Annotated in this window: 24 protein-coding genes; 1 reads left to right on the forward strand and 23 read right to left on the reverse strand. The window is 31.3% G+C overall.

Annotated features, from left to right (window positions below):
* Positions 1–151 precede the first annotated feature (151 nt).
* From ML436_07035 to cmk, 22 genes are all read right to left on the reverse strand, one after another.
* Positions 152–2,845, reverse strand: a complete 2,694-nt coding sequence (locus ML436_07035; GenBank protein ID UMT76961.1) for an ATP-dependent DNA helicase DinG — start codon at positions 2,843–2,845, stop codon at positions 152–154.
* Between the two features lie 23 nt (positions 2,846–2,868).
* Positions 2,869–3,840: a biotin--[acetyl-CoA-carboxylase] ligase gene (locus ML436_07040; GenBank protein UMT76962.1), complete on the reverse strand. Its 972-nt coding sequence runs from the start codon at positions 3,838–3,840 to the stop codon at positions 2,869–2,871.
* Positions 3,827–5,029 (reverse strand): CCA tRNA nucleotidyltransferase, encoded by a 1,203-nt coding sequence (locus ML436_07045; protein UMT79498.1) that lies wholly within the window; start codon positions 5,027–5,029, stop codon positions 3,827–3,829. The genes ML436_07040 and ML436_07045 overlap by 14 nt, the downstream gene beginning before the upstream one ends.
* Before the next feature lie 4 nt (positions 5,030–5,033).
* A complete protein-coding gene (gene bshA / locus ML436_07050; GenBank protein ID UMT76963.1) occupies positions 5,034–6,176 on the reverse strand; it encodes an N-acetyl-alpha-D-glucosaminyl L-malate synthase BshA in 1,143 nt (380 codons plus the stop codon).
* A gap of 234 nt (positions 6,177–6,410) precedes the next feature.
* A complete protein-coding gene (locus ML436_07055; protein ID UMT76964.1) occupies positions 6,411–6,728 on the reverse strand; it encodes a nucleotide pyrophosphohydrolase in 318 nt (105 codons plus the stop codon).
* Positions 6,729–7,239: 511 nt separating this feature from the next.
* On the reverse strand, positions 7,240–7,920 hold the full coding sequence (locus ML436_07060; GenBank protein UMT79499.1) for a zinc metallopeptidase: 681 nt from the start codon (positions 7,918–7,920) through the stop codon (positions 7,240–7,242).
* A 71-nt stretch (positions 7,921–7,991) separates the two neighbouring features.
* Positions 7,992–8,579: a DUF1405 domain-containing protein gene (locus tag ML436_07065; protein ID UMT76965.1), complete on the reverse strand. Its 588-nt coding sequence runs from the start codon at positions 8,577–8,579 to the stop codon at positions 7,992–7,994.
* On the reverse strand, positions 8,569–9,147 hold the full coding sequence (locus ML436_07070; GenBank protein UMT76966.1) for a YpiB family protein: 579 nt from the start codon (positions 9,145–9,147) through the stop codon (positions 8,569–8,571). The genes ML436_07065 and ML436_07070 overlap by 11 nt, the downstream gene beginning before the upstream one ends.
* A gap of 11 nt (positions 9,148–9,158) precedes the next feature.
* A complete protein-coding gene (locus tag ML436_07075) occupies positions 9,159–10,403 on the reverse strand; it encodes a hypothetical protein (protein ID UMT76967.1) in 1,245 nt (414 codons plus the stop codon).
* 5 nt (positions 10,404–10,408) lie between these two features.
* On the reverse strand, positions 10,409–11,707 hold the full coding sequence (aroA, locus tag ML436_07080) for a 3-phosphoshikimate 1-carboxyvinyltransferase (GenBank protein UMT76968.1): 1,299 nt from the start codon (positions 11,705–11,707) through the stop codon (positions 10,409–10,411).
* Positions 11,708–11,716: 9 nt separating this feature from the next.
* Positions 11,717–12,781 (reverse strand): 3-dehydroquinate synthase, encoded by a 1,065-nt coding sequence (gene aroB / locus ML436_07085; GenBank protein UMT76969.1) that lies wholly within the window; start codon positions 12,779–12,781, stop codon positions 11,717–11,719.
* Between the two features lie 25 nt (positions 12,782–12,806).
* Positions 12,807–13,973, reverse strand: coding sequence for a chorismate synthase (gene aroC, locus ML436_07090; GenBank protein ID UMT76970.1), 1,167 nt, complete (start codon positions 13,971–13,973; stop codon positions 12,807–12,809).
* Positions 13,974–14,359: 386 nt separating this feature from the next.
* Positions 14,360–14,560, reverse strand: a complete 201-nt coding sequence (locus ML436_07095; protein UMT76971.1) for a hypothetical protein — start codon at positions 14,558–14,560, stop codon at positions 14,360–14,362.
* Positions 14,561–14,769: 209 nt separating this feature from the next.
* Positions 14,770–15,219 carry a nucleoside-diphosphate kinase gene (gene ndk, locus ML436_07100; protein ID UMT76972.1) on the reverse strand — a complete coding sequence of 150 codons (450 nt, stop codon included), beginning with the start codon at positions 15,217–15,219 and terminating at the stop codon, positions 14,770–14,772.
* A gap of 90 nt (positions 15,220–15,309) precedes the next feature.
* A complete protein-coding gene (locus tag ML436_07105) occupies positions 15,310–16,269 on the reverse strand; it encodes a polyprenyl synthetase family protein (GenBank protein ID UMT76973.1) in 960 nt (319 codons plus the stop codon).
* Position 16,270: 1 nt separating this feature from the next.
* A complete protein-coding gene (locus ML436_07110) occupies positions 16,271–16,996 on the reverse strand; it encodes a demethylmenaquinone methyltransferase (GenBank protein ID UMT76974.1) in 726 nt (241 codons plus the stop codon).
* Positions 16,997–16,998: 2 nt separating this feature from the next.
* On the reverse strand, positions 16,999–17,571 hold the full coding sequence (locus ML436_07115; GenBank protein ID UMT76975.1) for a heptaprenyl diphosphate synthase component 1: 573 nt from the start codon (positions 17,569–17,571) through the stop codon (positions 16,999–17,001).
* Between the two features lie 773 nt (positions 17,572–18,344).
* Entirely contained in the window at positions 18,345–18,617 is a 273-nt protein-coding gene (locus ML436_07120; protein ID UMT76976.1) for an HU family DNA-binding protein, read from the reverse strand.
* Positions 18,618–18,787: 170 nt separating this feature from the next.
* Positions 18,788–19,786: an NAD(P)H-dependent glycerol-3-phosphate dehydrogenase gene (locus ML436_07125; protein ID UMT76977.1), complete on the reverse strand. Its 999-nt coding sequence runs from the start codon at positions 19,784–19,786 to the stop codon at positions 18,788–18,790.
* A gap of 16 nt (positions 19,787–19,802) precedes the next feature.
* Positions 19,803–21,113 (reverse strand): ribosome biogenesis GTPase Der, encoded by a 1,311-nt coding sequence (gene der, locus ML436_07130; GenBank protein ID UMT76978.1) that lies wholly within the window; start codon positions 21,111–21,113, stop codon positions 19,803–19,805.
* A gap of 228 nt (positions 21,114–21,341) precedes the next feature.
* Positions 21,342–22,517: a 30S ribosomal protein S1 gene (rpsA, locus tag ML436_07135; GenBank protein UMT76979.1), complete on the reverse strand. Its 1,176-nt coding sequence runs from the start codon at positions 22,515–22,517 to the stop codon at positions 21,342–21,344.
* 697 nt (positions 22,518–23,214) lie between these two features.
* On the reverse strand, positions 23,215–23,874 hold the full coding sequence (gene cmk, locus ML436_07140) for a (d)CMP kinase (protein UMT76980.1): 660 nt from the start codon (positions 23,872–23,874) through the stop codon (positions 23,215–23,217).
* Positions 23,875–23,950: 76 nt separating this feature from the next.
* Between cmk and ML436_07145 the strand changes: the two genes are divergently transcribed.
* The gene (locus tag ML436_07145; GenBank protein UMT76981.1) at positions 23,951–24,919 is read left to right on the forward strand and encodes an asparaginase; all 969 of its coding nucleotides are present in this window, start codon (positions 23,951–23,953) and stop codon (positions 24,917–24,919) included.
* A 114-nt stretch (positions 24,920–25,033) separates the two neighbouring features.
* Here ML436_07145 and ML436_07150 read toward each other — a convergent pair whose 3' ends face one another.
* The gene (locus ML436_07150) at positions 25,034–26,020 is read right to left on the reverse strand and encodes a YpdA family putative bacillithiol disulfide reductase (GenBank protein UMT76982.1); all 987 of its coding nucleotides are present in this window, start codon (positions 26,018–26,020) and stop codon (positions 25,034–25,036) included.
* Positions 26,021–26,344 lie beyond the last annotated feature (324 nt).

The following is a 26,344-nucleotide window of genomic DNA, read 5'->3' on the forward strand; positions in this document are numbered from 1 at the left end:
GATACACGTACTTAATTATAAAGCTATGCGTTTAAATAATATTTGCTTTACCATCTGTTTGAATCAACATTAAACGTACTCAAATTTAAAACACAAAATCCTCGTAACATTATATCAATTTCAACTTGTTACGAGGATTTTATAATTTATATTACTTTTTCTTTTTTTGAATTTGTCTTAATAACTTTCCAAATTGTTGAATGTCGCCCTTTTTCTGACGATAATTTTCTAATGTTTGTTCAAAGAAATTTTTGTAATTACTGTTAATTAATCGATCATCAAATGACACTATAACGCCTCGATCATTTTCATTTCGTATTAATCGGCCAAGTCCTTGTCTAAATCGAATGACCGCATCTGGTAACACATATTCTTTAAATGTTGATGTAAATTCTGAATCCATTAGCCAATATTTTGCATTATGTTTATTCATAAATGGTAATTTAGCAATCATGACACATTTAATACCATTTGCTTGGAAATCAAAACCTTCAAAAAATGTTGAAGTACCTAGTAAAATCGCTTTGTCAAAATTATTAAATTGTTGTACTATTTTATAATTTTGATTCTGCTGTTGTGTTAAAACAACATAATCTTCAAATTCAGGCAATTCATTCAACATATCTTGAACCATATGCATCATTTTATAACTTGTAAATAATACTAAACATTTTGATGCGGTGATTGACGTATATTCTATAATATAGCTCACTATCGATGCTACATATTCGTCTATATTTTTATATTGATAAGATGACACATCGCTCGGAATAAACACACTTGTATTTTTTGAACTTTGTAATGAAGTGTTTACTTCAAATGTATTAAAATGAACATCTTTGTTAAATAGTTGTTTAAATGCTTCAAATGAATGGTTGAATTTTAAAGTGCCAGAAATAAAAATTAAAGATTTGAATTTTTCAAGTACTTGTTTAGTTAATACGTCTTTCACGGCATAGTCTTTAACATATAATCGAATCGTTGATTTTTGAGATAAATTTTTAATCGAAATAAAACTCGTATGACCTGCTTTCAAGCTTTGTTCAATATTTTTAAATTTATCTTTTAAATATAATAATTGCTTACGTAAAGACTTAACTGTCTTATGACTGATACCGTTAAAAATTTCCAAAGTTTTATTGAGCTTGTCGATAATCGCATGTAAGTCTTTCAAAATATCTTTCGATTCAAAAGTAAAAACATTATGGAATCTATGAATATCATCATCATAAACTTCTGAATCATTAACAATTTTATAAATTGTTGAGAACAATTGTTCATTCAACTCATGAATTTCATTCATACTTGCTTTTAAACCAAATATATCGATTGGTGCTATATCTAGTTTTTCCAAAATTCGTTGTTTCTCTAATTGATCAATTGCTTTTAATAATTTTTCATTTTCATTTTTACCAATCAATCCAAGCTGATATTTAACATCTGCATAACTTAATTCATTAGTAACTTGGTTTAAGGCATAATCCGGTAATCGATGTGCTTCATCCACTATGCAATCATCAAATAATTGATAGATGGAATTTTCCGCATCTGAATGTATTAAATGCGCGTGGTTTGTTATACCAATTTGAATATTTTGTGCATTTCGCTTAATAAAATTATAATAATGTACATCATGACGTGCCGGCACATATGTTTCAATTTTCTGGTCGAAATACATCTTTTGACCACCTTTTAAATTCAACTCTTGAATATCTCCAGATGGCGTTTCAGTAATCCATATCAATAATTGCATTTTTAAAATGCCAACTTCATAATTACTTGTTTCATCTTTTAAAATTTGGCTAATTAATCCTAATGAAATGTAATCACTCTTACTCTTAATTAATAAGGCATTAATTTTAAAATTCAATGCCTCATTCATTGCAGGAATATCTTTCTCTAACAATTGACTTTGCAATAATTTAGTATTCGTTGATATCATTACATGCTTGCCAGTTTCAATATTATACATTAAAGCGGCAAGCAAATATGCTAGCGATTTACCACTACCTAACGAAGCTTCAATCATTGCTTTGTCACTATGCATTAATTGATCTAAAATTGTTTCTGCCAAGTATAATTGTTGCGGTCGATAAGTTAATCTCATGCGCTCTACAACTTTACTATATAACGATTTTAAACTTCCATTATATTTAGTTGTAGGCTTTTTCAAATCTACTTGCTTACGATAAATAATCTGTTCAAATTTATCAAAAGACTTATCCAAAGGCTTAGCTTCATATTGCCTAACCATTTCAAAGAAAATATCATATAAATCATACTTCAATTGTTTACTTAAATAATACAATTGTTTTAAAGTATCTAGTGGTAACTTTTCAAATTTTTCAAAAGCTAAAATCATTAATTTTGCAGTCGTAGCAGCATCTTCATCAGCTCGATGTGCATTCGTTAAAGTAATATCATGTGCTTCAGCAAGCTCACTCAATTGATAGCTTTTATCTGTTGGAAAAGCAATTTTGAATATTTCTAACGTATCTATTACTTTTTTAGGACGATAATGAATGTTACAATCTTTAAATGCTTTTTTTATAAAATTCAAGTCAAAATCAACATTATGTGCGACAAATATACAATCTTTTATTTTATCGTATATTTCCTGTGCAACTTGGTTAAAATATGGCGCTTTTTGCAACATATTTTCTTCAATGGATGTTAACGCCTGAATAAATGGTGGAATTTCTAAATTTGTTCTAATCATCGAATGATATGTATCAATAATTTGATTATTACGCACAAAGGTTATCCCAATTTGAATAATATCGTCAAAATCTAATTGGTTTCCTGTTGTCTCTAAATCGACAACAGCATAGGTTGCCATACCCATAGCTATCTCTCCTTGCTTTAGTGTTAAAAATCTATATCTGCACTAATTAAACGGTGTGATTCACCCGCTTCATCTCTAACAATTAGATAGCCATCGTAATCTAAATCAATTGCTTGACCTTTAAACTGTTTGTCATTTTCTGTAAACTGCAACGTTCTATTCCAAATGTTTGAAGTTGCAATATATTCATCTCTAATTTCAGAAAACGGTAACGTTAAAAATTGATTATATCTCTTTTCAATTTCCTGAAGTAATTTCTCTAAAAATTGATATCTATCTAATTTATGTTCACCATGTAATTGTATACTTGTTGCTCTATGTCTAATACTTTCATCAAAATCTTCTAATTGCTGAGTCAAATTAATCCCAATACCACATATTATTGCTTCTATGCCATCATTATTTGCTACCATTTCAGTCAAAAAACCACAAACTTTTCCATCACCAATATATATATCATTTGGCCATTTCACTTTAACTTCATCTTTACTAAAATACTGAATGGCATCTCGTATACCTAATGCAATAAATAAATTAAATTTAGATATCATTGAAAAAGCAACATTTGGTCTTAAAACAACCGACATCCATAGTCCTTGACCTTTCGTAGAACTCCAATATCGATTGAATCGGCCACGTCCTTTAGTCTGTTCGTCACTTAATATAAAAAATGATGATTGATTGCCTACTAGTGACTTTTTCGCAGCAAGTTGTGTTGAATCTATTGAATCATATACCTCACTAAAATTAAATAGTGCTGAGTTTTGTGTATATTGATTAATTATACCTTGATACCATACATCTGGTAATTGTTGTAATAAATGACCTTTATGATTTACTGAATCAATTTTACATCCTTCTAATTTCAATTGATCAATTACTTTTTTAACTGCAGTTCTTGAAATATTAAGTGATTCAGCAATAGTTTGCCCAGATATGTAATTTGGTTTGCTTTTATATAATAATTGAAGTACATCTTGACTATATTTTGACATGATTATCCACCCATTTCAAAATTTCAGTTTCTTGGTTGCTAACTTTATCTGTAACAATAGCGATTTCAATTTGCCTTAACACATCTTTTAACCATGGACCACTCTTTTTATTTAAATGTGACATTATTACACCACCATTTACACTCATTTCTTTTCTACTGTTCATAGGTAATTGATGGTTAATTTCATTAATTGTTTGATGGTTAACGATTAATGGTTGATGACCTTGAATGTCATTTTCCATTAAAATTTCCGACGCGCTTAATACATTTTCAATTAACTTTATATCATAATCATATACAAACATTTTCAGTTGTTCTTTCATTACAATATTTGGTAATGTCATGATAATTTGTTTATATTGCTGAATTTCTCTTAATTGGCGATTGCTAAGTTTTAAAGGCTTAACAGACATGTTTTTATCGAACTTCACTGAAACAATAGCAATAAATAGTTCTAAGTCAATTGGTTCATTAATATTAATTTTATTCATTTCTAAATGGTCAAAATAAGGTATATAGTTAAAGGCTTTTAATGTTTTCAAATGTTTAAAGCTTTGTGCGACATTTATTCCTCTTATTAATTTTGTAAGTTCAATTACAATTCGCTCAATTGATAAAAACTTAATATCTGCCATTTGTATACGCATAGCTTCAAACGTATCATCTGCAATTTCAAATGACAGTTGTGATTGAAACCTTAAGCAACGAATCATGCGTAAGGCATCTTCTTGAAATCGCTCTTCAGGCAAACCAACTGTTCGAATTATGCGATTATCAATATCCTGTTGCCCACCAAAGTAGTCATATAATTTATACTCAGTATCCATCGCTATCGCATTCATCGTAAAATCACGGCGTTGCAAATCTTCATATAAATCTCGAACAAATGTAACACCACTCGGTCTACGATGATCAAGATAATCATCTTCAGCTCTAAATGTTGTCACTTCATAATTTTCATGATTATAAACGACATTAATTGTTCCATGCTCTTTCCCCACTGGAATCGTATGACTGAATATCGACTCTATTTCATCGGGCGTAGCACTCGTCGTGATATCTATGTCATGAATGTCTCTTCCCATGACATAATCTCTCACTGAACCACCTACATAATATGCTTCAAAGCCATTTTCTTGAATATGCTCTAATATAGGTTTTGCTAGTTCAAATAGTGATTTATCCATTTTATTACTCGCCTTCATTTTTACTTTTATCATTGAGCATCTTTTTATAATAATACTCATATTGGTCTGTAATGAGTTCCGAACCAAAGCGTTCAGCAATATCTTCAAGCATATTTTTTTGAAGTTTATTGTATAATGCTTTATCTTGAAGTAATTGTATAGCATATTCACTCGCAGCTTCACTGTCGCCTACATCGACGACAAAACCAGTTTCGCCGTGTTTAATGACCTCTTTGATACCACCTGCATTTGAACCAATTGGTACTACTCCCGTCTTCATTGCCTCAAGTAATGTTAGACCAAAACTTTCCTTTTCACTCAACAGTAATACTAAATCAGATAATTGATAAAATTCACTTACACAATCTTGTTTTCCTAAAAATAAAACATCATCTTCTACATTTAATTCTTTAGTTTTTTGACGCATAGGCACTAATTCAGGACCATCTCCTAGTAAAATCAACTTACTTGGTATTTTGGCACGTACTTTTGCGAAAGTTTCTATAATAGTATCAATTCGTTTTACTTGTCTAAAATTCGAAACATGAATTAACACTTTTTCGTCTGGTGAAATACCAAATTGTGATTTTAATGATTCATTATGCTTAGTCGGAAACTCATTTTCACGTACAAAATTATAAATCGGTATGATTTCTTTATTTGTTTCTATAATATCATGTGTTTCTTCTGCTAAAGATTTACTTACACTTGTCACGACATCACTTTTTTCTATCCCGAATTTAATAGCACCTTGCAGTGAATGATCATACCCTAATACTGTAATATCAGTCCCGTGTAATGTAGTCATGATTTTAATATCTTTCCCTGACATCTCACGTGCTAATATGCCACATATAGCATGCGGAACAGCATAGTGCATATGTAATAAATCAAGGTCATATTCTTTAATGACTTCAGCTATTTTGGTACTCAGTGTTATATCATATGGTGGATATTGAAATACTGCATATTGATTCACTTCTACTTGATGGAAAATCATATTTGGTAATGGTTTTCTAATTCTAAACGGAATATTTGAGGTTATAAAATGTACTTCATGTCCTCGTTCTGCTAACTTAATACCTAATTCTGTGGCAATTATACCTGAGCCACCCATGGACGGGTAACATGTTATCCCTATTTTCATTTGCTTGCCCATCCTTTCTATTTCTATATATTATAAATCATCGTGTCATTTTGATATTTATCTTCAAAATCAACATTAATAGGCTCGTTAGATTCATATTTAATGATGCATCAAATTATATACTCAGCCATATTTTTTTGAAACTAAAGCGTCAAGCTTTCTGCAATGCATTTCAAATTAACATTCGTTTTATAATCGCTTCTGATTTTCCAAAAGCGACAAATATATCAATGTCTATTTACGTTCAAAACGATTTTTATCTCGTGTATTAAACTTTTCCATTGTTTCATTGAAGCTTTCTGTCATATCAATTCCCATTGAGTTTGCAAGGCATAGTAACACAAATAAATTATCGCCTAACTCTGCTTTAATTGAATTTTCAGCCTCTGTTTCTTTTTTCTTTTTTTCTCCGTAAGTATGGTTTATTTCTCGTGCAAGCTCTCCTACTTCTTCAGTTAATCTAGCTAAATTAGCTAATGGTGAAAAGTATCCTGCTTTAAATTGTCCAATATATTCATCAACTTCATGTTGCATATCTGACATAGATTTCATTTATACGATCTCCTTATATTGCGTTTCTAATATAGTATATATCAATTTGATGTCACATGCATGTTTAGTGCAAACTACTAAAATCATGTTAAATTGAAATAACGAATTCTCATATGGTTGAACATTTTTCAGTATGGTTTGAATAAATGCCTCACATTATAAAATGAATCATTTATTTTGAAATAAAAATTGTGAATCCAACGTGTTGATATGCATATATAGATAAATCAAAACAGTAAGTTTATGTAGCGTATAACGTCCGAACTTCTCAAATATTAAGTTATATATAAGCAACTAATATCAATGAACAGATGAACAATTATAACCCTTTGTTAGTTCACGAACTTTTTAAATCAAATCTAATTTCAAAAGTTTTTCATAATACTCTCTTTACACTATCTTATATTTAATTAACTCACTAACAATAGAACATAAAAAAACTAGCAACCACACAAAATGTGATTAGCTAGTTAATAAGTGTCTAATTTAAGTTAATTGTTAATCTATAAGATTAATCACTTGAACGCGCAAGCAAAATGATACGTACAAGCTCTGCTACAGCGACAGCAGTTGCCGCAACATAAGTCATTGCTGCTGCAGATAATACTTTACGCGCATGTTTGTATTCTTTTTCATTTACAATATTCAATGCCGTAATTTGTTTCATCGCTCTTGAACTCGCATCAAACTCAACTGGTAATGTTACGATTGAGAATAATACTGCTAATGACATTAAACCAGCACCAATCCATAAAGCAGTTGAACCAAATGCACTACCTAAAGCTGTTAAAACGATACCTAACATAATAATGATATAGCTTAATGAACTTCCTAGGTTTGCAACAGGAACTAATGCTGCCCTGAATCTTAAGAACCAATATCCTTGGTGATCTTGAATGGCATGACCAACTTCATGGGCTGCAATTGCAGTACCAGCAACTGATGGTCTGTCATAGTTTGCAGGAGATAGTGAAACAACTTTCTTTTTAGGATCGTAATGATCTGTTAAGAATCCTTCACCTTTAACAACATCAACGTCATAAATACCATTTGCATGTAAGATTTCTAATGCAACTTCACGACCCGTTTTACCACTTGTAGATCTAACTTGTGAATATTTTTCATAGTTAGATTTAACTTTGTGTTGTGCCCATAATGGTAACACCATTAGTATTACGAAATAAATTATCATAGAAAAAATTGAAGACAATAAACTCACTCTCCTTTATAAATATTTTACTGTCATTTGGGATTTTTATCAAATCATTTACACTTTAATAAATTGTTTAATTCAATATAAAGTAAAAGTGCAAAAACACTTAGACAACATGATAATACACCAATTTGCCACACATGTGTAGCTATAAAATCATAATATGGAAATTGCAAATGTATATAATCAATATAATCGTTTAGAAATACCCATATAATCGCTACACTTAAACTAATTATCGAACGTTTATACCTCGGATAAAAATATATTGCCTGAAGCGCCATAATACTATGCGTTAAAATTAACATTAGGCCATTAATCGTAATATCATCTTGTTCAATTATAAATATAATATTCATAATGACTGCCCAAATACCATATTTAATTAATGTAACGAATGCTAATGTATCAACTATACTACTTTCCCGTCTCATTAGCATTAACATAATTGAAATAACGAGAAAAAGTGTTGCTGTTGGACTATCTGGTACAAAAATTTTATATTGCCATAAAGTATGGCTTAACTGATCCTGATACCAAACATAGCCATACACCATTCCTATAAAATTACATATTAACAAAATAATTAACCACGGTCTTTGATAAAGTGTATATTGCCAAAATGCTTTAATTGTCATTACTTAAACCCTCAAATCGCTGTGGTGCATTTTCTGTTAGCTGTAACGTATTCAGAATTTGTGTTAATTGATAAAATCTCTTTCTTTCATTCATTTGTAAACTCAAATCAATATTATGATGCAAGTAGTCTATCAACAGTGCATGTTTACGTCTATCTACTGTTATACTTTTTAAATCATGGAGATAAGTTTGAAAAAAGGGAGACTCTGTTAATTGCGCAACAATTAAATCGTCCAATTTTTGCTCTCGCTTTACCTTATTTGCAAAATGAATCTGAATATCAAAAGCGACATTATTATTTGCGATATAATCAAATATTTCATTTGTGTTCATTAACTTAAGATTATGTTTCGTAAATTGAATTGCAGAAGCACTACTATCCACTTCTGCAATTTCCAATGTTTCATGATTTTTAATTTTAGTATCAACAAAATGTATATTTTCTAATTTATGATGATTTGCTTTGATATAGTTAAGTACCCACACAGCAATTCGAGATTTAAAACGGTATTGAAAAAGTAAATATTCAATAAAACTTTCTTTTACTTGATTAAGTGTTTCAGACATCGAATTCCCCTTTAAGATTGCAATCTTAGTAGTTCGTCATGCCAAGTTTCATTAGTTGGTTCAAGTTCTAACAATTGTTCCAAAATGGCAATTGCTTTATCTTTTTGGCCAATTTCAATTAGATAGAAATAGTAATCGCTCATAAAGTCAATATTCGTCTTCATAGTTGGATAAGCCAATTCAAAGAAGTGTTGTGCTTCTTTATCTCTTTCTTCTTGACCAAATGCATATGCTAAATGCCACATAAATGTAGGATCTAAATCTTCTTCATCTACATATGTTAATAATTCGATAATTGCTTCATAATCTTCTTCGTTTCGATATAAGTCACTCAAAATTAACAGAGGTTCTTGATATGCATTATCAACCTCTAAAGCTTGTTTTAATAATTGTACACCTTCATTGGCATCACCATGTTCAATCTCAAGACTACCAGTTGTATACATTAATTCTTTATAGAACTGACTTAAACGTAAACCTTCCTTACCAGTTTCAATGGCATCAGGATAATTTTTTTCATTTTCATATAAAGATTGTAAATATAAGTATCCTTGAATAAAGTCAGGGTCTTTAGAAAGTAATGTTGTCATAATTTTAATAGCTTCTTGCGTAATATCATTTTTATCATATGCAATAGCTTTTTTGAAATAATCTTCAGACGTCATTTCTTCTTCATTAATTTCATCATATAAGCGAATTGCATCGCTATAGTTACCACTTTGCAAACTACAGTCAGCCATACGAGAGAACAAGTTTACACCATTAACTTGATATTCACCAGTTTCTAATACCGTTTCGTATTCAGCAGTGGCACGTAAGTATTGACCATCGTAATATAACATTTCAGCCAATGCGAAGTGAATAATTGGATCATTCGGCTCTAGTTCAAGTGCCTCTTGTAGTTTATCTATTGCTACTTCCATCATATTTATTTGTTGATATAAATCCGCTTCTAGCATTAATTTTTCAGGCGATTGTTCCACATAACTTAAATATTCTAATGCTTCATCTGTCTGATTTTCAGACATTAATCCTTCAATAAAATAGATAAGCAGTTCACTTTCATCTGGATATTTATGATATAACACTCGGAATACTTCTAAGCCTTGAGGCATTAAACCGAAATTATAAAGTGTTTCTCCTAGAATAAATAATGCATCATCGTTGTCAGTCGTTATTGCTTCATTAACACGAGAGTCTAAATTTTCTAGTTTTTGTAGATTGATATCGTCTATTAATTTATAGATATCTTCCATTTGTATTATCCCTCATTTTCTAAAAGCTTTAATTTTGGTAAAAATCCTGGAAATGATACATTAACAGCATCAAATTGTTTAATTTTAATTGGTTCACTTGATAATAATGATGCAACAGCAAGCATCATACCTATACGGTGATCAGTTAAACTATCGACTGTTGCATTCGTTTTGAACTCAGATGGATGAATAATCAATCCATCATTTGTAGGTTGCAAGTTAAAGCCTAATAAATTCAACATATCTGCCGTAGTATCAATTCTATTTGTTTCTTTTACTTTTAATTCCTCGGCATCTTTAATCATACTCGTTCCAACTGCTTGTGTACAAAGTAATGCAACTACAGGTAATTCATCAATTGCTTTTGGCACTAATTCACCTTCAATTGTAATCGGTTGAAGCGTCGGTGTGTATTGTACACGAATAGATGCAGTAGGTTCTGAACCCGTTGTTTCATTAAATAATTGAATGTTTCCGCCCATTTTTTCAACAATATCAATAATACCTGAACGAGTAGGATTTATCCCAACATTATGAATTGTCACATCACTACCTGGAGTAATAAGTGCAGCTACAATAAAGAATGCTGCTGATGAAATATCACCAGGTACATGAAAATCTGCCGGTTTAATATGTTGAATGGCATCAGGGGTTGTAGTTATTGATAACCCTTCTGCTTCAATTGGAATATTAAAATGTTTGAACATTGTTTCGGTATGATTTCGACTAACATCTAACTCCTTTATTACCGTTGTATCATTTGAAAATAAACTTGCAAATAAAATGGCACTTTTTACTTGTGCACTTGCAACTTCCATTTGATAATTTATACCTTTTATCACAGATGGCTTAATAATTAATGGTGTATAATTATCTTCAATACCTTCAATATTCGCATTCATAAGTTTCAATGGTCTTAGGACACGATCCATTGGCCTTTTACCAATTGAAACATCGCCAGACAAAACACTTTCAATACCTAAACCACTTAACAAACCAGCTAACAATCGAGTCGTTGTGCCAGAGTTTCCAGTATATAAAACTTGATGAGGTGTTTTAAAAGCTTTATATCCAGGTGAATTCACAATCAATTTTTCATCATCTTCTTGAATATCTACGCCTAATAGTCGGAATATATCCATTGTACGACGACAGTCTTCACCAAGTAATGGTTTATAAATATTGGAAGTTCCTTCAGCTAAAGATGCTAACATGATTGCTCGATGTGTCATCGACTTATCTCCAGGCACTTCTATTTCACCTTTAAGTGGCCCTGAAATATCGATAATTTGTTCACTTACCATTTACTTCACCTACTTAAAATATGTTTTTAGTTGTTCACATGCATGTTGCAGTGTTGTTTGATCAATGTGTTGCACTACAATATCGCCAAAATGTTTAATCAATACCATTTGAACTCCTTGTTTGTCGTTCTTTTTATCACTTAGCATGTATTGATATATCGTTTCGAAATCTATGTCGGTTATTGTTTCTAAAGGATAACCTAATTTCGTTAAATAATTAATATAATGTTGGATATCGTGATTAGAATTAAATAATATATTTGCAACAATAAATTGATATATTACGCCTATCATTACGGCATGACCGTGTGCAATTTTGTGGTTATACTCCACGGCATGACCAAATGTATGTCCTAAATTTAAATACTTTCGAACACCTTGCTCTTTTTCATCAGCAACAACGATATTTAATTTTGTTTCAATGCCTTTAGTTATATATTTATCAATTCCATTTAATGATTGTAATGACGCTCGATCTTTAAAATGTTGCTCGATGTCATGTGTAGCAGATTTACCATTTAATAAGGCATGCTTATATACTTCCGCATAGCCACTCAATATTTCATCAAATGGCAAAGTATTTAAAAAGTCTAAGTCATAAATTACAGCATCTGGACGATAAAATGCACCGATTAAATTTTTACCTTGCTTTGAGTTAATACCAACTTTTCCACCAACGCTAGAATCATGTGCTAGTATAGTCGTTGGCACTTGTATAAAGTGAACGCCTCGTAAAAGTGTCGCCGCAATAAACCCAGCAAAATCACCAGTTGCACCACCACCAACAGCAATAATTGCTGTATTACGAGTCACATGATGGGATAAAATATACTCTAATGTTTCTTGATATTGATGAAATGTTTTTGTCTTTTCACCTGCTGGAATAATAACTTTATGTACATTTCCAAATGATAAAATATCATTAAATTTATCAGCAAAATATTGATTTACATGCTCGTCAATTAATATAAAACTTTGATCAAACTGATTAATATACGTGCTAATATGGTCAATTGCACCATGTTCAACAAATATTGGATAATTATTTGAAGGATAGGTTGTTTGTAATTTCATGATCACACCTCAATTGTTCTCGTTGTTAAAACTCAATATTTAATTGTCTGCGGTCAGCAATTTGTTGTTGAAGTTGTTCAATATGATTTGATTGGAACTCTTCAAGTAATGCTTTCGCTATTTCAAATGCAACAACGTGTTCACATACTATACTTGCTGCAGGTACAGCACAACTATCAGAACGTTCAATTGTTGCCTTAAAGTCTTCTTTAGTATTTATATCAACTGAATTTAACGGTTTATATAACGTAGGAATAGGTTTCATTACACCATTTACAATAATTGGCATACCATTTGACATACCACCCTCTAAACCACCTAAATGATTAGATCCACGATAATAACCAATTTCACTATTATATAGAATTTCATCTTGAATCTCACTACCTGGCTTTTCAGCTGCTTTAAATCCTTTACCAAAGCTTACACCTTTAAAAGCATTTATGCTGACAACACCTTGTGCAATCTTACCATCTAACTTACGATCATAATGCACATAACTACCAACACCGACAGGCATATTTTCAACTACAACTTGAACGACACCGCCAATTGAATCTCCTTCATTTTTAGCTTCGTCAATTTTATCTCGCATTGCTTGTGCGATACTTTCATCAATTACACGAACATCATTACGATCAAGATTTGCTTTAAATGTTTCTGAATCATAAAAATCTTTATCTTTAATTCCGCCAATTTCAACAACACGACTGTATATATCGATATCTAACTGTTGTAACAACACTTTACATAAGGCACCGACTGCAACTCGAGCTGCTGTTTCTCTAGCAGATGATCGCTCTAGCACATTTCGTAAATCACGATGATTATATTTCATACCTCCAACCAAATCTGCATGACCAGGTCTTGGTTTTGTAATAGTACGTCTCATATTTTCACGTTCTTCTTCACTTATTGGAGCTGCTCCCATAATTTTTCTCCAATGCGTAAAGTCATCATTGGTTACAACCATAGTAATTGGACTACCTAATGTATAACCATTTCTAACGCCTGATACTATTTCTACTGTATCTTTCTCAATTTTCATGCGTCGGCCACGTCCATAACCACCTTGACGCTTAAACATTTCTTTATTAATATCCTCAACTTTAATTTCTAAATTTGCTGGTATACCTTCGACAATAACTGTTAATTGAGGTCCATGTGATTCTCCTGAAGTTAGATATCTCATACACACTCGCTCCTTTCATACTTCCGCAATAACATTATAATATGTTGTTAATCTTATCATATTCATTGTGAATTCATAAATGTTTGTTTTCAAGCTTAATTAAGAAAATGGATGACATCTCATTTTAAATGTCAGAATTATCTTAATATTAAACGAACTAAAATTAATTATAATATATTCGTCTGTAGAAAAGTATCATGAATTTCTAAACAGTTGCATCATATAATCATTAATTAAAAATGATTAGCCGTTTTAATATAATCGTATCGCAACTTTAGCAAATAATATACTGACTACATTTCTTAATACAAAAGAACGAACTGTTAATTATTAATAAAGTTAATCAGTCCGTTTAAAAAAATTATGATATTTAAAAATTACATATGTTAAGCGCTTTTGTTATACTTCGATTTCAAAAATATAATCAACTCTTTTACTAATACATAAAAAATATAAATGAGAGTCAGTATAAAAATAATTTTTGTTAAAGGATTAAGTGGTTTATCTAAAAATATAGCACCATATAATAATTCCATTGATTTTAAGAACATTAAAATCCCAAAAATAATTGAAATAATATTCTTCATTTTAACAACCCCTTCTTTCTGTTTAGTTTCATTTGATAAAGAATATTCCTCTCTTTTTAATAAGTGTTACCAAAAAAACTATAAAATTTTTCAAGTAATTTACTACAACATAAAAAACGGGTCTTGTTATGTATAATCATAATGACTAACCACATAACAAAACCCTTTCTACCTTTATAAATAAATCGTAAAGGTTTACAGTTTATATTTTATTCATATAACCATGCATCACGTGGTGAAGCATAGCTAGTAATTTCATTTTCATTAAACCATAAATTAATTTCGCGTTCAGCTGACTCTAATGAATCTGAACCGTGGATAATATTTCTACCAACAGTCAAACCTAAATCTCCTCTAATTGAACCGGGTGAAGCTTCAGAAGGATTAGTACTGCCAATAATATGTCTTGATACATTAACTGCATCTTCACCTTCAACTACCATTGCGAAAACTGGTGCTGATGTAATAAATGAGATTAAATCATTATAAAACGGTTTACCTTGGTGTTCACCGTAATGAGTTTCAGCAAGTTCCATTGGTACTTGCATTAATTTACCACCAACAAGTTTAAGTCCTTTTCGTTCAATTCTTGAAATTACTTCACCAATTAGATTTCTTTGTACTGCATCTGGTTTAATCATTAAAAATGTACGTTCCACTTATGTATCCCCCTGTGTTTAATAGGTTTATGTATATTACTATTATATATTAACAGGTTGGTAAAGCGCTTTCAATACTTTTCATAAATACTAAGTGTTTCTTGACCCCATTTTTTTCGTTAAACTTTGTAAAAGTGATTTTGGATGGCCATCTGGCAGTTCATCAATTAAATTTAAAGCTTTCTTCAAGTACTTTGTACTAACTGCTTTGGATTCATTAATACTGTCAGACTTTCTAATAGTTTGAATACATTCTTCAAATTCTTTTCGATCGCTGTCACGTCGTAATTGTTCAATTTTCACTTTGAATTCTGGATTTTTTCTCATTTCCAGTAAAATAGGCAAAGTAATATGACCATTCAACAAATCACTGCCTACAGGTTTCCCTAATTTCTTTTCAGAACTAGTGAAATCTAAAACATCATCGATAATTTGGAAACTCATACCAATATAATGCCCAATCATTTTCAATTTTCGTATTGTTTCTTTATCTGAACGCGATGTAATTGCACCAACTTCTGTTGACAATTGAATTAACAGTGCTGTTTTACGATTAATGCGTCTTAAATAATTGATTATAGATTGCTGACTATTAAATTGATCTTGAAATTGGAATAATTCTCCACGACACACATCTACAATTGATTCAGAAATCAGCTTATGCACTCGATTGTCTTCTACTGCCATTAAGTGTTCAAGTCCTAATGCTAATAAAAAGTTTCCAGTTAAAATAGCTGTTGTCTGATCCCATTTCTTTGATATGGTTAACTTACCACGGCGTTTATCACTCTTATCTATAACGTCATCATGAACAAGTGTTGCCATATGAATTAACTCTAATGCGACTGCAACTTGATAAGTTTGTTCAGACGTTTGTTCATCTTTACCAAATTGGCTACTAAGAATCACAAATGCAGGTCGTACACGTTTTCCACCAGAAGACAATAAATGTAAAGAAGCTTGTTCTAGAACAGAATCTTTACTTTTAATTGCCTTTTCAAGTCGTTGTTCCACTTTTTTAATTTCATTGTTCATGTTTAACTTTGCCACGTTAATCACCTTTGGAATTATCTTTTTCTTTATAGCCAAGGTGCATTGCAGCAACGCCACCTGTAAAGCTACGTACTCTTACATTTATAAATCCTGCTTCTTCGAACATACGTTTTAATTCATCTTTGCCAGGAAAATTAAATGTAGATTGCTGTAACCATTCATATTCTTCTTTTGACTTTGCAAATAACTTTCCAAATATCGGCATAACAAATTTAAAGTATAGCGCATATACTTGTTTAAATACTGGCAAAGTTGGTTGGCTCGTTTCGAGGCAAACTACCATACCACCCGGTTTAAGTACTCTATTCATTTCTTTTAATGCGCCTAAATAATCTGGTACATTTCTCAAACCAAATCCGATTGTTACATAATCAAATGAATTATCTTCAAATGGTAAGTCCATCGCATCACCATGAACAAGTTTAACATTTTCCATTGAAGCAGTTTTCTCTTTTCCTACTTCTAGCATATTTTCACTAAAATCAATTCCTGTTACTTCGCCAGTTGGTCCAACTGCTTTACTTAGGGCTATCGTCCAATCTCCTGTGCCACAGCATACATCTAGAGCTTTAGTACCTTTTCTTACGCCCATATCTTTCATGACGCGTTTTCTCCATACTTTATGCTGTTCAAAACTAATAATATTGTTTAATCTATCATATTTTTTTGATATATTTTGGAATACTCGATGTACTTGTTCTTTATTTGCTTTATTGTCAGCCATGCTTAATTACCTCTACTTTTCAAATAACTTTTTTGGATATCGTGTAAGTAACGTTTTACTTCACTTTGATTATATTTCTTGAAGTATGATGGATAGTAATCAGACATATCTTCAAATAAATAATTATATATTTTTGACTCATCAACAGTCTTACCAAAATGAGAAATTGTAATATACGGAAAAAGTGTTTCAATTCTTACTATTGCTTGTGATATTTCATAATCACTTAAAGCTTGATGATGTAAAGATGATTTTAATTCGTTGATTTCAACAATTGCTTTGCTAATTTCATTTTGAAATGATAAATCATTGATTTCTGCAAGTAATGTATAAAAATGTGCACTAATTAAATCACCAATCAAAATTGAATGCTTAGATAAATGATTATATGTAATGTCATCTAGGTGTCTCATCGATGTGTCAATTGTGAGGCATGCTACTTTGGCAACATCTGGAATATCATATGAATCTAATAATGCACCTAATCTATGATTAATATTTATAGGTTCATACTCGGATACGCCTTTTAATCTTTCTTTTATTTGTCTTTCCAATTTGCTTACAGTTGTTTCCATGTCTACACCTCACGATATTATCACTATTCATATTAACATTATATGTAAGAAATTAAAATCTTTTGAAGCATTAAGATTACTAATCATTTTTATATTTAAATTTATACGGACATCATTTTATGTAGTTTTTACAATTCTATTTTTAATTATCGTTTCAATAGCAACTTTTATAAACACAATCGATCTTCAATAGTAATATTTACTTACAATCTTTACCCATAAAATTCGGACATGATACATCAATCAAAGCCCTTGGCACAACAATATTATTTTAACAGTAATTGACCGAATAAAAATACACTCATAACATCTTTTATAATTATGCGGGGCCCCAACACAGAGAAATTGGACCCCCAATTTCTATAGGCAATGCAAGTTGGGGTGGCCCCAACACAGAGAATTTGCCCCCCCAATTTCTACAGGCAAAGAAATGATTTTTCATTAGAAATTAAAATTTATTATACATGATTATTACTCATGTATTCATATTATTAAGTACAAAATAGCGGTGGATATTTATAAAGAACCACAACATAAATAATCATTAGTGGTTCTTTACCATTTCAGTCCAAATTTCTTCTATAAAAATGAAATTCATATCATTGAATCACATTGATTTGAATGTCAAAACAAATTCTTATTACGATTTAACTTACAATTAGATTACTTACTTGTTTCAATTAACATATTCAACTTTTGTTTTATATACTCACATTTGTTACAACTTATGAAGGCAAAATAAAAAGCCCTTGTACAGGGCTTTCTAAGTAAAATTATTTTACAGCATCTTTTAATGCTTTACCAGCTTTGAATGCTGGAACTTTACTTGCTGGGATATCAATTTCTTTACCAGTTTGAGGATTACGACCTTTACGTGCAGCACGTTCACGTACCTCAAAGTTACCGAAACCAATTAATTGTACTTTTTCACCTTTAGCAAGTGAGTTTTGGATTGATTCGAATACAGCATCTACTGCTGAACCAGCTTCTTTTTTAGTTAAATCAGCTTGTTCTGCAACTGCATTGATTAAATCTGTTTTGTTCATTAGACATTCACCTCCTGAGGTTTGATAATGATATGTTTATATCATTATGGTAAAACTTTAACACAAGCATTATATAAATCGCAATCATTTATGTGGCAAAAACGTTGAATTTAAGCCATTTCTGTTAATAATACGTAATAAATAGCTGTATATGTGTAATAATACACAATTTATTCAGATTTTTTGTCGCGCTCCATTAAATCTTTAACGCATTCTTTTACAGAAATATTTTCAAATAAAACTCTATATAATGCATTTGTAATTGGCATATCTACATTTTTTTCTTTAGCTAAATAGTAAACTGATTTAGTTGTATAAATACCTTCGACAACCATATTCATTTCGGATAAGGCTTGCTCCATGGATTCACCTTGCCCAAGTTTATATCCTAATGTGAAATTTCGAGAATGTGTTGACGTACATGTAACAATTAAATCACCAATACCGCCCAATCCTAAAAACGTCATAGGATCAGCACCTAATTTTTCACCTAATCTGCTGATTTCAGCTAAACCACGAGTCATTAATGCAGCTTTCGCATTATCTCCATATCCAATTCCAGCTACAATTCCACTTGCTACTGCAATGATATTTTTTAATGCTCCACCAAGTTCAACGCCAACCAAATCATCATTCGTATAAACACGTAAATAGTCATTCATAAATAAATCTTGAATTAGTTTACTTACATTTTCATCTTTTGATGAAGCTGCTACAGTTGTTGGTTGTTTTACTACAACTTCTTCTGCATGACTTGGTCCAGATAATACACCAATACCTGCATTATATTCAGGGGAAATTGAATCTTCAAGCATCTCTGAAACACGTTTAAATGTGCCATTTTCTATACCTTTAGCGACATGAATAAATGTTTTCTTAGTTGTTAACTTTTCATTTATTTGAGAAGCTACATCACGCATCGCCTTAGTTGGTAACGCCATTAAGTATATATCTGCGTATTGGATAGCTTCATCCATATTTGATGTCGCAATGATACTATCGTTTAATTTCGCATATTTTAAATACTTTTTATTCGTATGACAATTATTTAATTCATCAACAGCGTTTTGATTTTTACCCCACATCATCACGTCATGCCCATTTTCAGCTAGTACGTTGGCAAGGGCCGTTCCAAAACTTCCCATACCAAATACGGTAATTTTAGTCATAATTATCCCCCAATCGTTAATTTCTTTTTCGAGCTATAATATGAATTGGCGTACCTTCAAATCCAAATGCAGCACGGATTTGGTTCTCTAAATAGCGCTTATAAGAAAAATGCATTAATTCAACATCATTTACAAACACTACAAATGTTGGCGGTTCAATCGCAACTTGTGTCGCATAAAAGACATTAAGGCGTCTTCCTTTATCTGTTGGCGTAGGATTCATCGAAATCGCGTCTGTAATAACTTCATTCAATGTAGAACTTTGAACACGTTTTTTATGATTTTCACTCGCTTCTTTAATGTAAGGGAATAATGTACGTAATCTCGTACGTTCTTTTGCAGATACAAAAGCAATCTGTGCATAGTCTAAAAATTGGAACTCTTTTCGCACTTCATCTTCAAACTTTTTCATTGTTTTACTATCTTTTTCAACTGTATCCCATTTATTTACAACGATTACTACTGCCTTACCTTGTTCGTGTGCATAACCAGCTACACGTTTATCTTGTTCAATAATACCTTGTTCAGCATCGATTACTACAAGAACAACGTTTGAACGTTCAATCGCTTTTAATGCTCTTAACACTGAATATTTTTCAGTTGATTCATATACTTTACCTTTTTTTCGCATACCAGCAGTATCGATTAAAACATAATCTTGTCCGTCATAACTATATTCAGTATCGATTGCATCTCTTGTTGTTCCTGCAACATTAGAGACAATGACACGATCTTCACCTAAAATAGCATTTACTAAACTTGATTTACCTACATTTGGACGTCCAATTATTGAAAGACGAATCGTATCTTCATCATAAGGGTCTTCTTCCTCTTCACCAAAATGTGATACAACTGCATCTAACAAATCACCAAGACCTAAACCATGTGATCCGGATATTGGATATGGTTCTCCAAAACCTAATGAATAGAAATCATACACGTCTGTACGCATTTCCATATTATCTACTTTATTAACCGCTAATACGACCGGCTTTTTAGATTTGTATAAAATTTGAGCAACCATTTCATCGCTTTGTGTCAATCCTTCACGTACGTTAACCATAAAAATGATAACATCCGCTTCATCAATGGCGATTTCTGCCTGCGCTCTAATTTGTGTTTGGAATGGTGCATCACCAATTTCGATACCACCAGTATCAATAATATTAAAATCGTGTGTCAACCACTCACCTGAAGAATAAATACGGTCTCGTGTTACCCCTGGCGTATCTTCAACAATTGATACACGTTCACCAACTATTCTATTAAAAATTGTAGATTTACCTACGTTAGGCCTACCCACAATTGCTACTATAGGTTTAGTCATAAGCTAACTTCCTCTCTTTCTTATATCTTTTTAATAATATCACATGACACTGTGTAATCAAAATGTGTTTATAACCGTGCTAAGAAAAATTATTATTAAAATATAACAATTCAAAATAACTAACTTTTTCTGTTCTCTATTATTCATTACAATTTTAGTTAATTGCAGAAAAATACTCCACATGTTAATCAAAAGCATGTGGAGTTCATCATAATATTTATATTTAAATTATAATTTAAGATTTTTCAGCTTATCACCAATCATATCGCCAATCGTAGGATTGTCTTCATCTTCATTATCTAAGTATGCCTCAGTTGTTGCAGGATCACTTTCAATAACATCTTCATTTGGTAATGTAGCTTTAATAGACAATGATACTCTCTCATTTTCTTCATCAATGCCCAAAATTTTAACGCTAACTTGTTGACCAGGTTCTAGTACTTCTCCTGGTGAACCAATATGTTTATGTGCAATTTCTGAAATGTGTACAAGTCCTTGCACACCAGGTGCGATTTCAACAAATGCACCAAAATTAGCTAATCTAACTACAACACCTTCGATTACATCGTTTTCATGGAATTGACCTTTAATGTTTTCGAATGGTGTAGGCAATGTATCTTTGATTGATAATGAAATACGTTCTGTATCTCTATCAATAGATTTAATTTTAACTTTTACATCTTGACCAATTGAGACTACCTCTTCTGGTGTTTGAACATGTTCATGTGAAAGTTCTGACACGTGAACTAGACCATCAACACCACCGATATCAATAAATGCACCAAATTGTGTTAAGCGCGCTACTTTACCGTCAATAACATCGCCTTCATTTAAAGATTGTAATAATTGATCCTTTTTAGCGTCATTTTCTTCTTGTTCAACTGCTTTACGGCTTAAAATGACTCTATTATTTTCTGGGTCTAACTCTTCAACTTTAATGCGAATTGTTTGTCCATCAAATACAGAGAAATCCTCAATGAAGTCTGTTGAAATTAATGAAGCTGGTACAAAACCTCTTTGCCCTACATCTACAACTAAACCACCTTTAACTACTTCCGTAACTTTCGCTTCGATGATTTCGTTATTATCCAATTTTTCTTGTAAATAGCTATAAGACTTTTCAGTTTCAAGTTGTCTTCTAGATAAAATATAAGCACCAGATTCATTTTCTTCATCAAACTCAACTTTAGTGACATACGCTTCAACTTCGTCGCCCACTTTTACAACTTCACTTGGGCTATCGATATGATGCGTAGATAGTTGACTAATAGGTATAATACCGTTAAATTTACCACCGTTGATATGAACAACAACTTGTTTATCTTCAACTTGTTGTACTTCACCAGTGACTTTGTCACCTTCTTTAATATCGTTAATCATTGATTCATTGAATTCTTCAGTCATCTTGTTTGCCTCCTTATACACTACATATTTATAACATCTTATAAACTGACAGAATTGTCAAGAAATTCTACCTCGATTACATTTTGCGAAATAGTCATATACATAAATATGTCACTTTATCATATTCAAGTCGTCATATCGATAAATATTTATTACAACCATTTTTGTATCAAAGTAATACAGTCCGCTATGTTTATACATATTTTTTGTATAAAAATTAGCATAACTCATTATTTAGTTTAATAAGTCTGTCATTTCATTGTTCTCTACAAGATATATTATAGTAAAATTTTATACTTTTATAAAACAAAAAGCCACGCAATTGAGAAACTTTTACATTTTGTTAGTAAGAAGTGTGTATATTAGGCATCATTCTTTAATGATTACATTTGTTAATCGTAATAATAAGTCATTGCTAAATAGCACTTTAATATTGATGTATTTTAAAGCATCTCTTTAATTTTAAAAAAGTAAATTTAAATAACATGCTATTTTAGCTTTTTTGTTAATACAATTCATAGGTTGTTTATAAATCAGTTGAATTACTAATATGCTTGGTTTAATTACACACTTTTATTTCTAGTATTATCGTTATTCGTTTATAAATTAACAAAAGACCATTTCTATTCGATTAGAATAAAAACAGCCTTTTCCGTTCATCAAGTAATTATAAATTTTATTAATGTTAGCTTCTTAGTTATTTAATTTGATTAACCATCTCTAAAATTTCTTCTGTAACTTCTTCGATTGATTTGCCAGTTGTATCTAAAGTAACTGCGTCATCAGCTTTTCTTAGAGGTGATATCTCACGGTTCATATCATATTGATCACGAGCTTCAATATCTCTTTTTAAATCTTCAAAATTAGACTCAATGCCTCTTAATTGATTATCTTTTAAACGTCTTTCTGCACGTTCTTCAACTGAAGCAATCATATACACTTTTAAATCTGCATCTGGTAAAACTACTGTACCAATATCACGACCATCCATTACGATACCTTTTTCTGCAGCTAATTCCTTTTGTTTTTTAACAGCGAATGAGCGCACAGGTTCTTTAGAAGCTACGTATGAAACATGTTGCGTCACATCATTACTTCTTAGATAGTCTGTAACATCTTCGTTATCTAAAATGACACATTGACCTTTATCTGCTTTATAAGTTAAATCTAATGTTGTTTGGTCAACAAGTTTTGCAAAGTCCTCAGTTTTATTTAATTTTAAGTATTTGTATGTTAATGCACGATACATCGCACCTGTATCGACATAAATCATTGATAGTTCACTCGCTACACGCTTCGCAATTGTACTTTTACCGGCAGCAGCTGGACCATCTAATGCAATATTAATGGCTTTCATGCGTCATTTCCCTTCCTTGTCGTTTTATGAATAATATTTTATCATAATTAGGTAAACGAAATATAGGAGGAAATATATGAAACATCTACTTGTTATTCATACTGGTGGCACAATAAGTATGTCACAAGACCAATCTAATAAAGTAGTAACAAATGATATCAACCCTATTTCAATGCATCAAGATGTAATTAATCAATATGCACAAATAGATGAATTAAATCCTTTTAATGTTCCATCACCTCATATGACTATACAACATGTTAAACAATTAAAGGATATTATTTTAGAGGCAGTAACAAAAAAATACTATGATGGTTTTGTCATCACACATGGCACTGATACATTAGAAGAAACTGCCTTTTTGCTAGATTTAATATTAGGCATTGAAGAACCTATTGTCATAACTGGTGCAATGCGTTCATCAAATGAAATTGGTTCAGACGGTTTATATAATTATATTTCCGCTATACGTGTAGCTTCTGATGAAAAAGCACGCCATAAAGGGGTCATGGTTGTATTTAATGATGAAATTCATACTGCACGAAATGTAACTAAAACCCACACTTCAAATACTAATACTTTCCAAAGTCCTAATCATGGACCATTAGGTGTTCTAACAAAAGATCGCGTTCAATTCCACCATATGCCTTATCGTCAACCCGCCCTACCAAATGTCGACGAATCACTTAATGTACCGCTAATTAAAGCATATATGGGCATGCCAAGTGATATTTTTAATTTTTACAGTCGTGAAAAGATTGACGGGATGGTTATTGAAGCATTAGGACAAGGTAATTTACCTCCAAGTGCATTAAACGGTATTAATCAATTAGTTAAACTAAATATACCTATTGTTTTAGTTTCTCGTTCTTTCAATGGTATTGTAAGTCCTACTTATGCATATGATGGCGGTGGTTATCAACTCGCTCAACAAGGCTTTATTTTCTCTAATGGCTTAAATGGTCCTAAAGCACGTTTGAAACTATTAGTTGCATTAAGTAATCAACTAGATACCACTAAACTAAAATCATACTTTGAATTATGATTTTTGTATAAAACAAAAAAGGTCTATTTGCATCGGTTAGTCATCAACAAAGTTGGACATAATGAGTATGTCAATTGTTGAAAAGCTATACCTCTAGCAGATAGACCTTTTAAATTATGATTCTAACGGTGTTTGTTTTTTAGCGAGCATGCTTTGAGCGATAATACCACCGTGAAACTTACCATTTTCAATGAAAATAGTATTCGCATCGTTTCCTGCTGCAATAACACCTGCGATATAACAATTTTCGACGTTTGTTTCGTAAGTTTCTTTATTATACATAGGCGCTGTTCCAAATTCATTTGTGTTAATTTGAATACCTACTGATTTTAAAAATTCATAATCGGGATGGTAACCAATCATCGCAAATACATAATCGTTATGAATCGTTTTATTCTTTCCATTTACTTCATAAGTCAATGTATCTTCAGTAATTTGTGTGACATTGGCATTGAATTCCATGTCTATTTTTTCATGGTTTACAAGTGCTGTGAAATTTGGAAGTATCCACGGTTTGATTGATGGTGAATAATCTCCGCCTCGATATAGCACTGTCACATTTGCGCCAGCTTTTTCTAATTCTAACGCTGCATCAATTGCTGAGTTTTTACCGCCAATAATTACGACGTCTTGATCGAAGTACGGATGCGCCTCTTTAAAATAATGGAAGACTTTCGGTAAATCAGCACCTTCAACTTCTAATGTATTATGCTGGCTATAGTATCCAGTTGCAATTGTCAAAAAGCGACATTCATATACATCTTTCGTTGTAGTTATTGTAAATTTATTATCTATTTTTTTAACTGTTAACACTTCTTCAAATGCATTTACTCTTAGTTGGTGATGCTTCACAACTTCACGATAATATACTAATGCTTGATTACGTCTTGGCTTACTTTCTTCTACGATAAATGGCACGTCCCCGATACTCAATTTATCGCTTGATGAGAAAAATGTTTGGTGTGTTGGATAATTATATATTGATTCAACGACATTACCCTTTTCAATAATTAGCGTATCAATGCCTTTTCTTTTTTGTTCAATAGCCGCACTTAAACCGCATGGCCCTCCACCAATTATAATACTTTCTACTTTTTGCATTGTTTCGGCCTCCTTTAATCCCAAACTATTATAACAGTTCAATAGTTGATAAGCTAAGTCTGTGCTTACTAATTTATGATATATTTCCGACAATTTGTAGGTTTACACTAAAATATTGTCGTCTGTACAATTGTACGCTTCTTCTTTAGTTTTATTGAGGAAAGTAAGTTAAAAACTTAGTCATAACTCAATATTGAATATTGATAATTCCAATTTTGATATTTGAGCAATACCATCAATTATATACATTTAATCTTTATTATCAGTAAACGGTAATAAATTGGATATTTATTCAATGAAGTTAACTGATAAACACTTTCTAAA

Origin of the sequence: Staphylococcus roterodami (genome assembly GCA_022493055.1) — a bacterium.
Taxonomy (GTDB): domain Bacteria; phylum Bacillota; class Bacilli; order Staphylococcales; family Staphylococcaceae; genus Staphylococcus; species Staphylococcus singaporensis.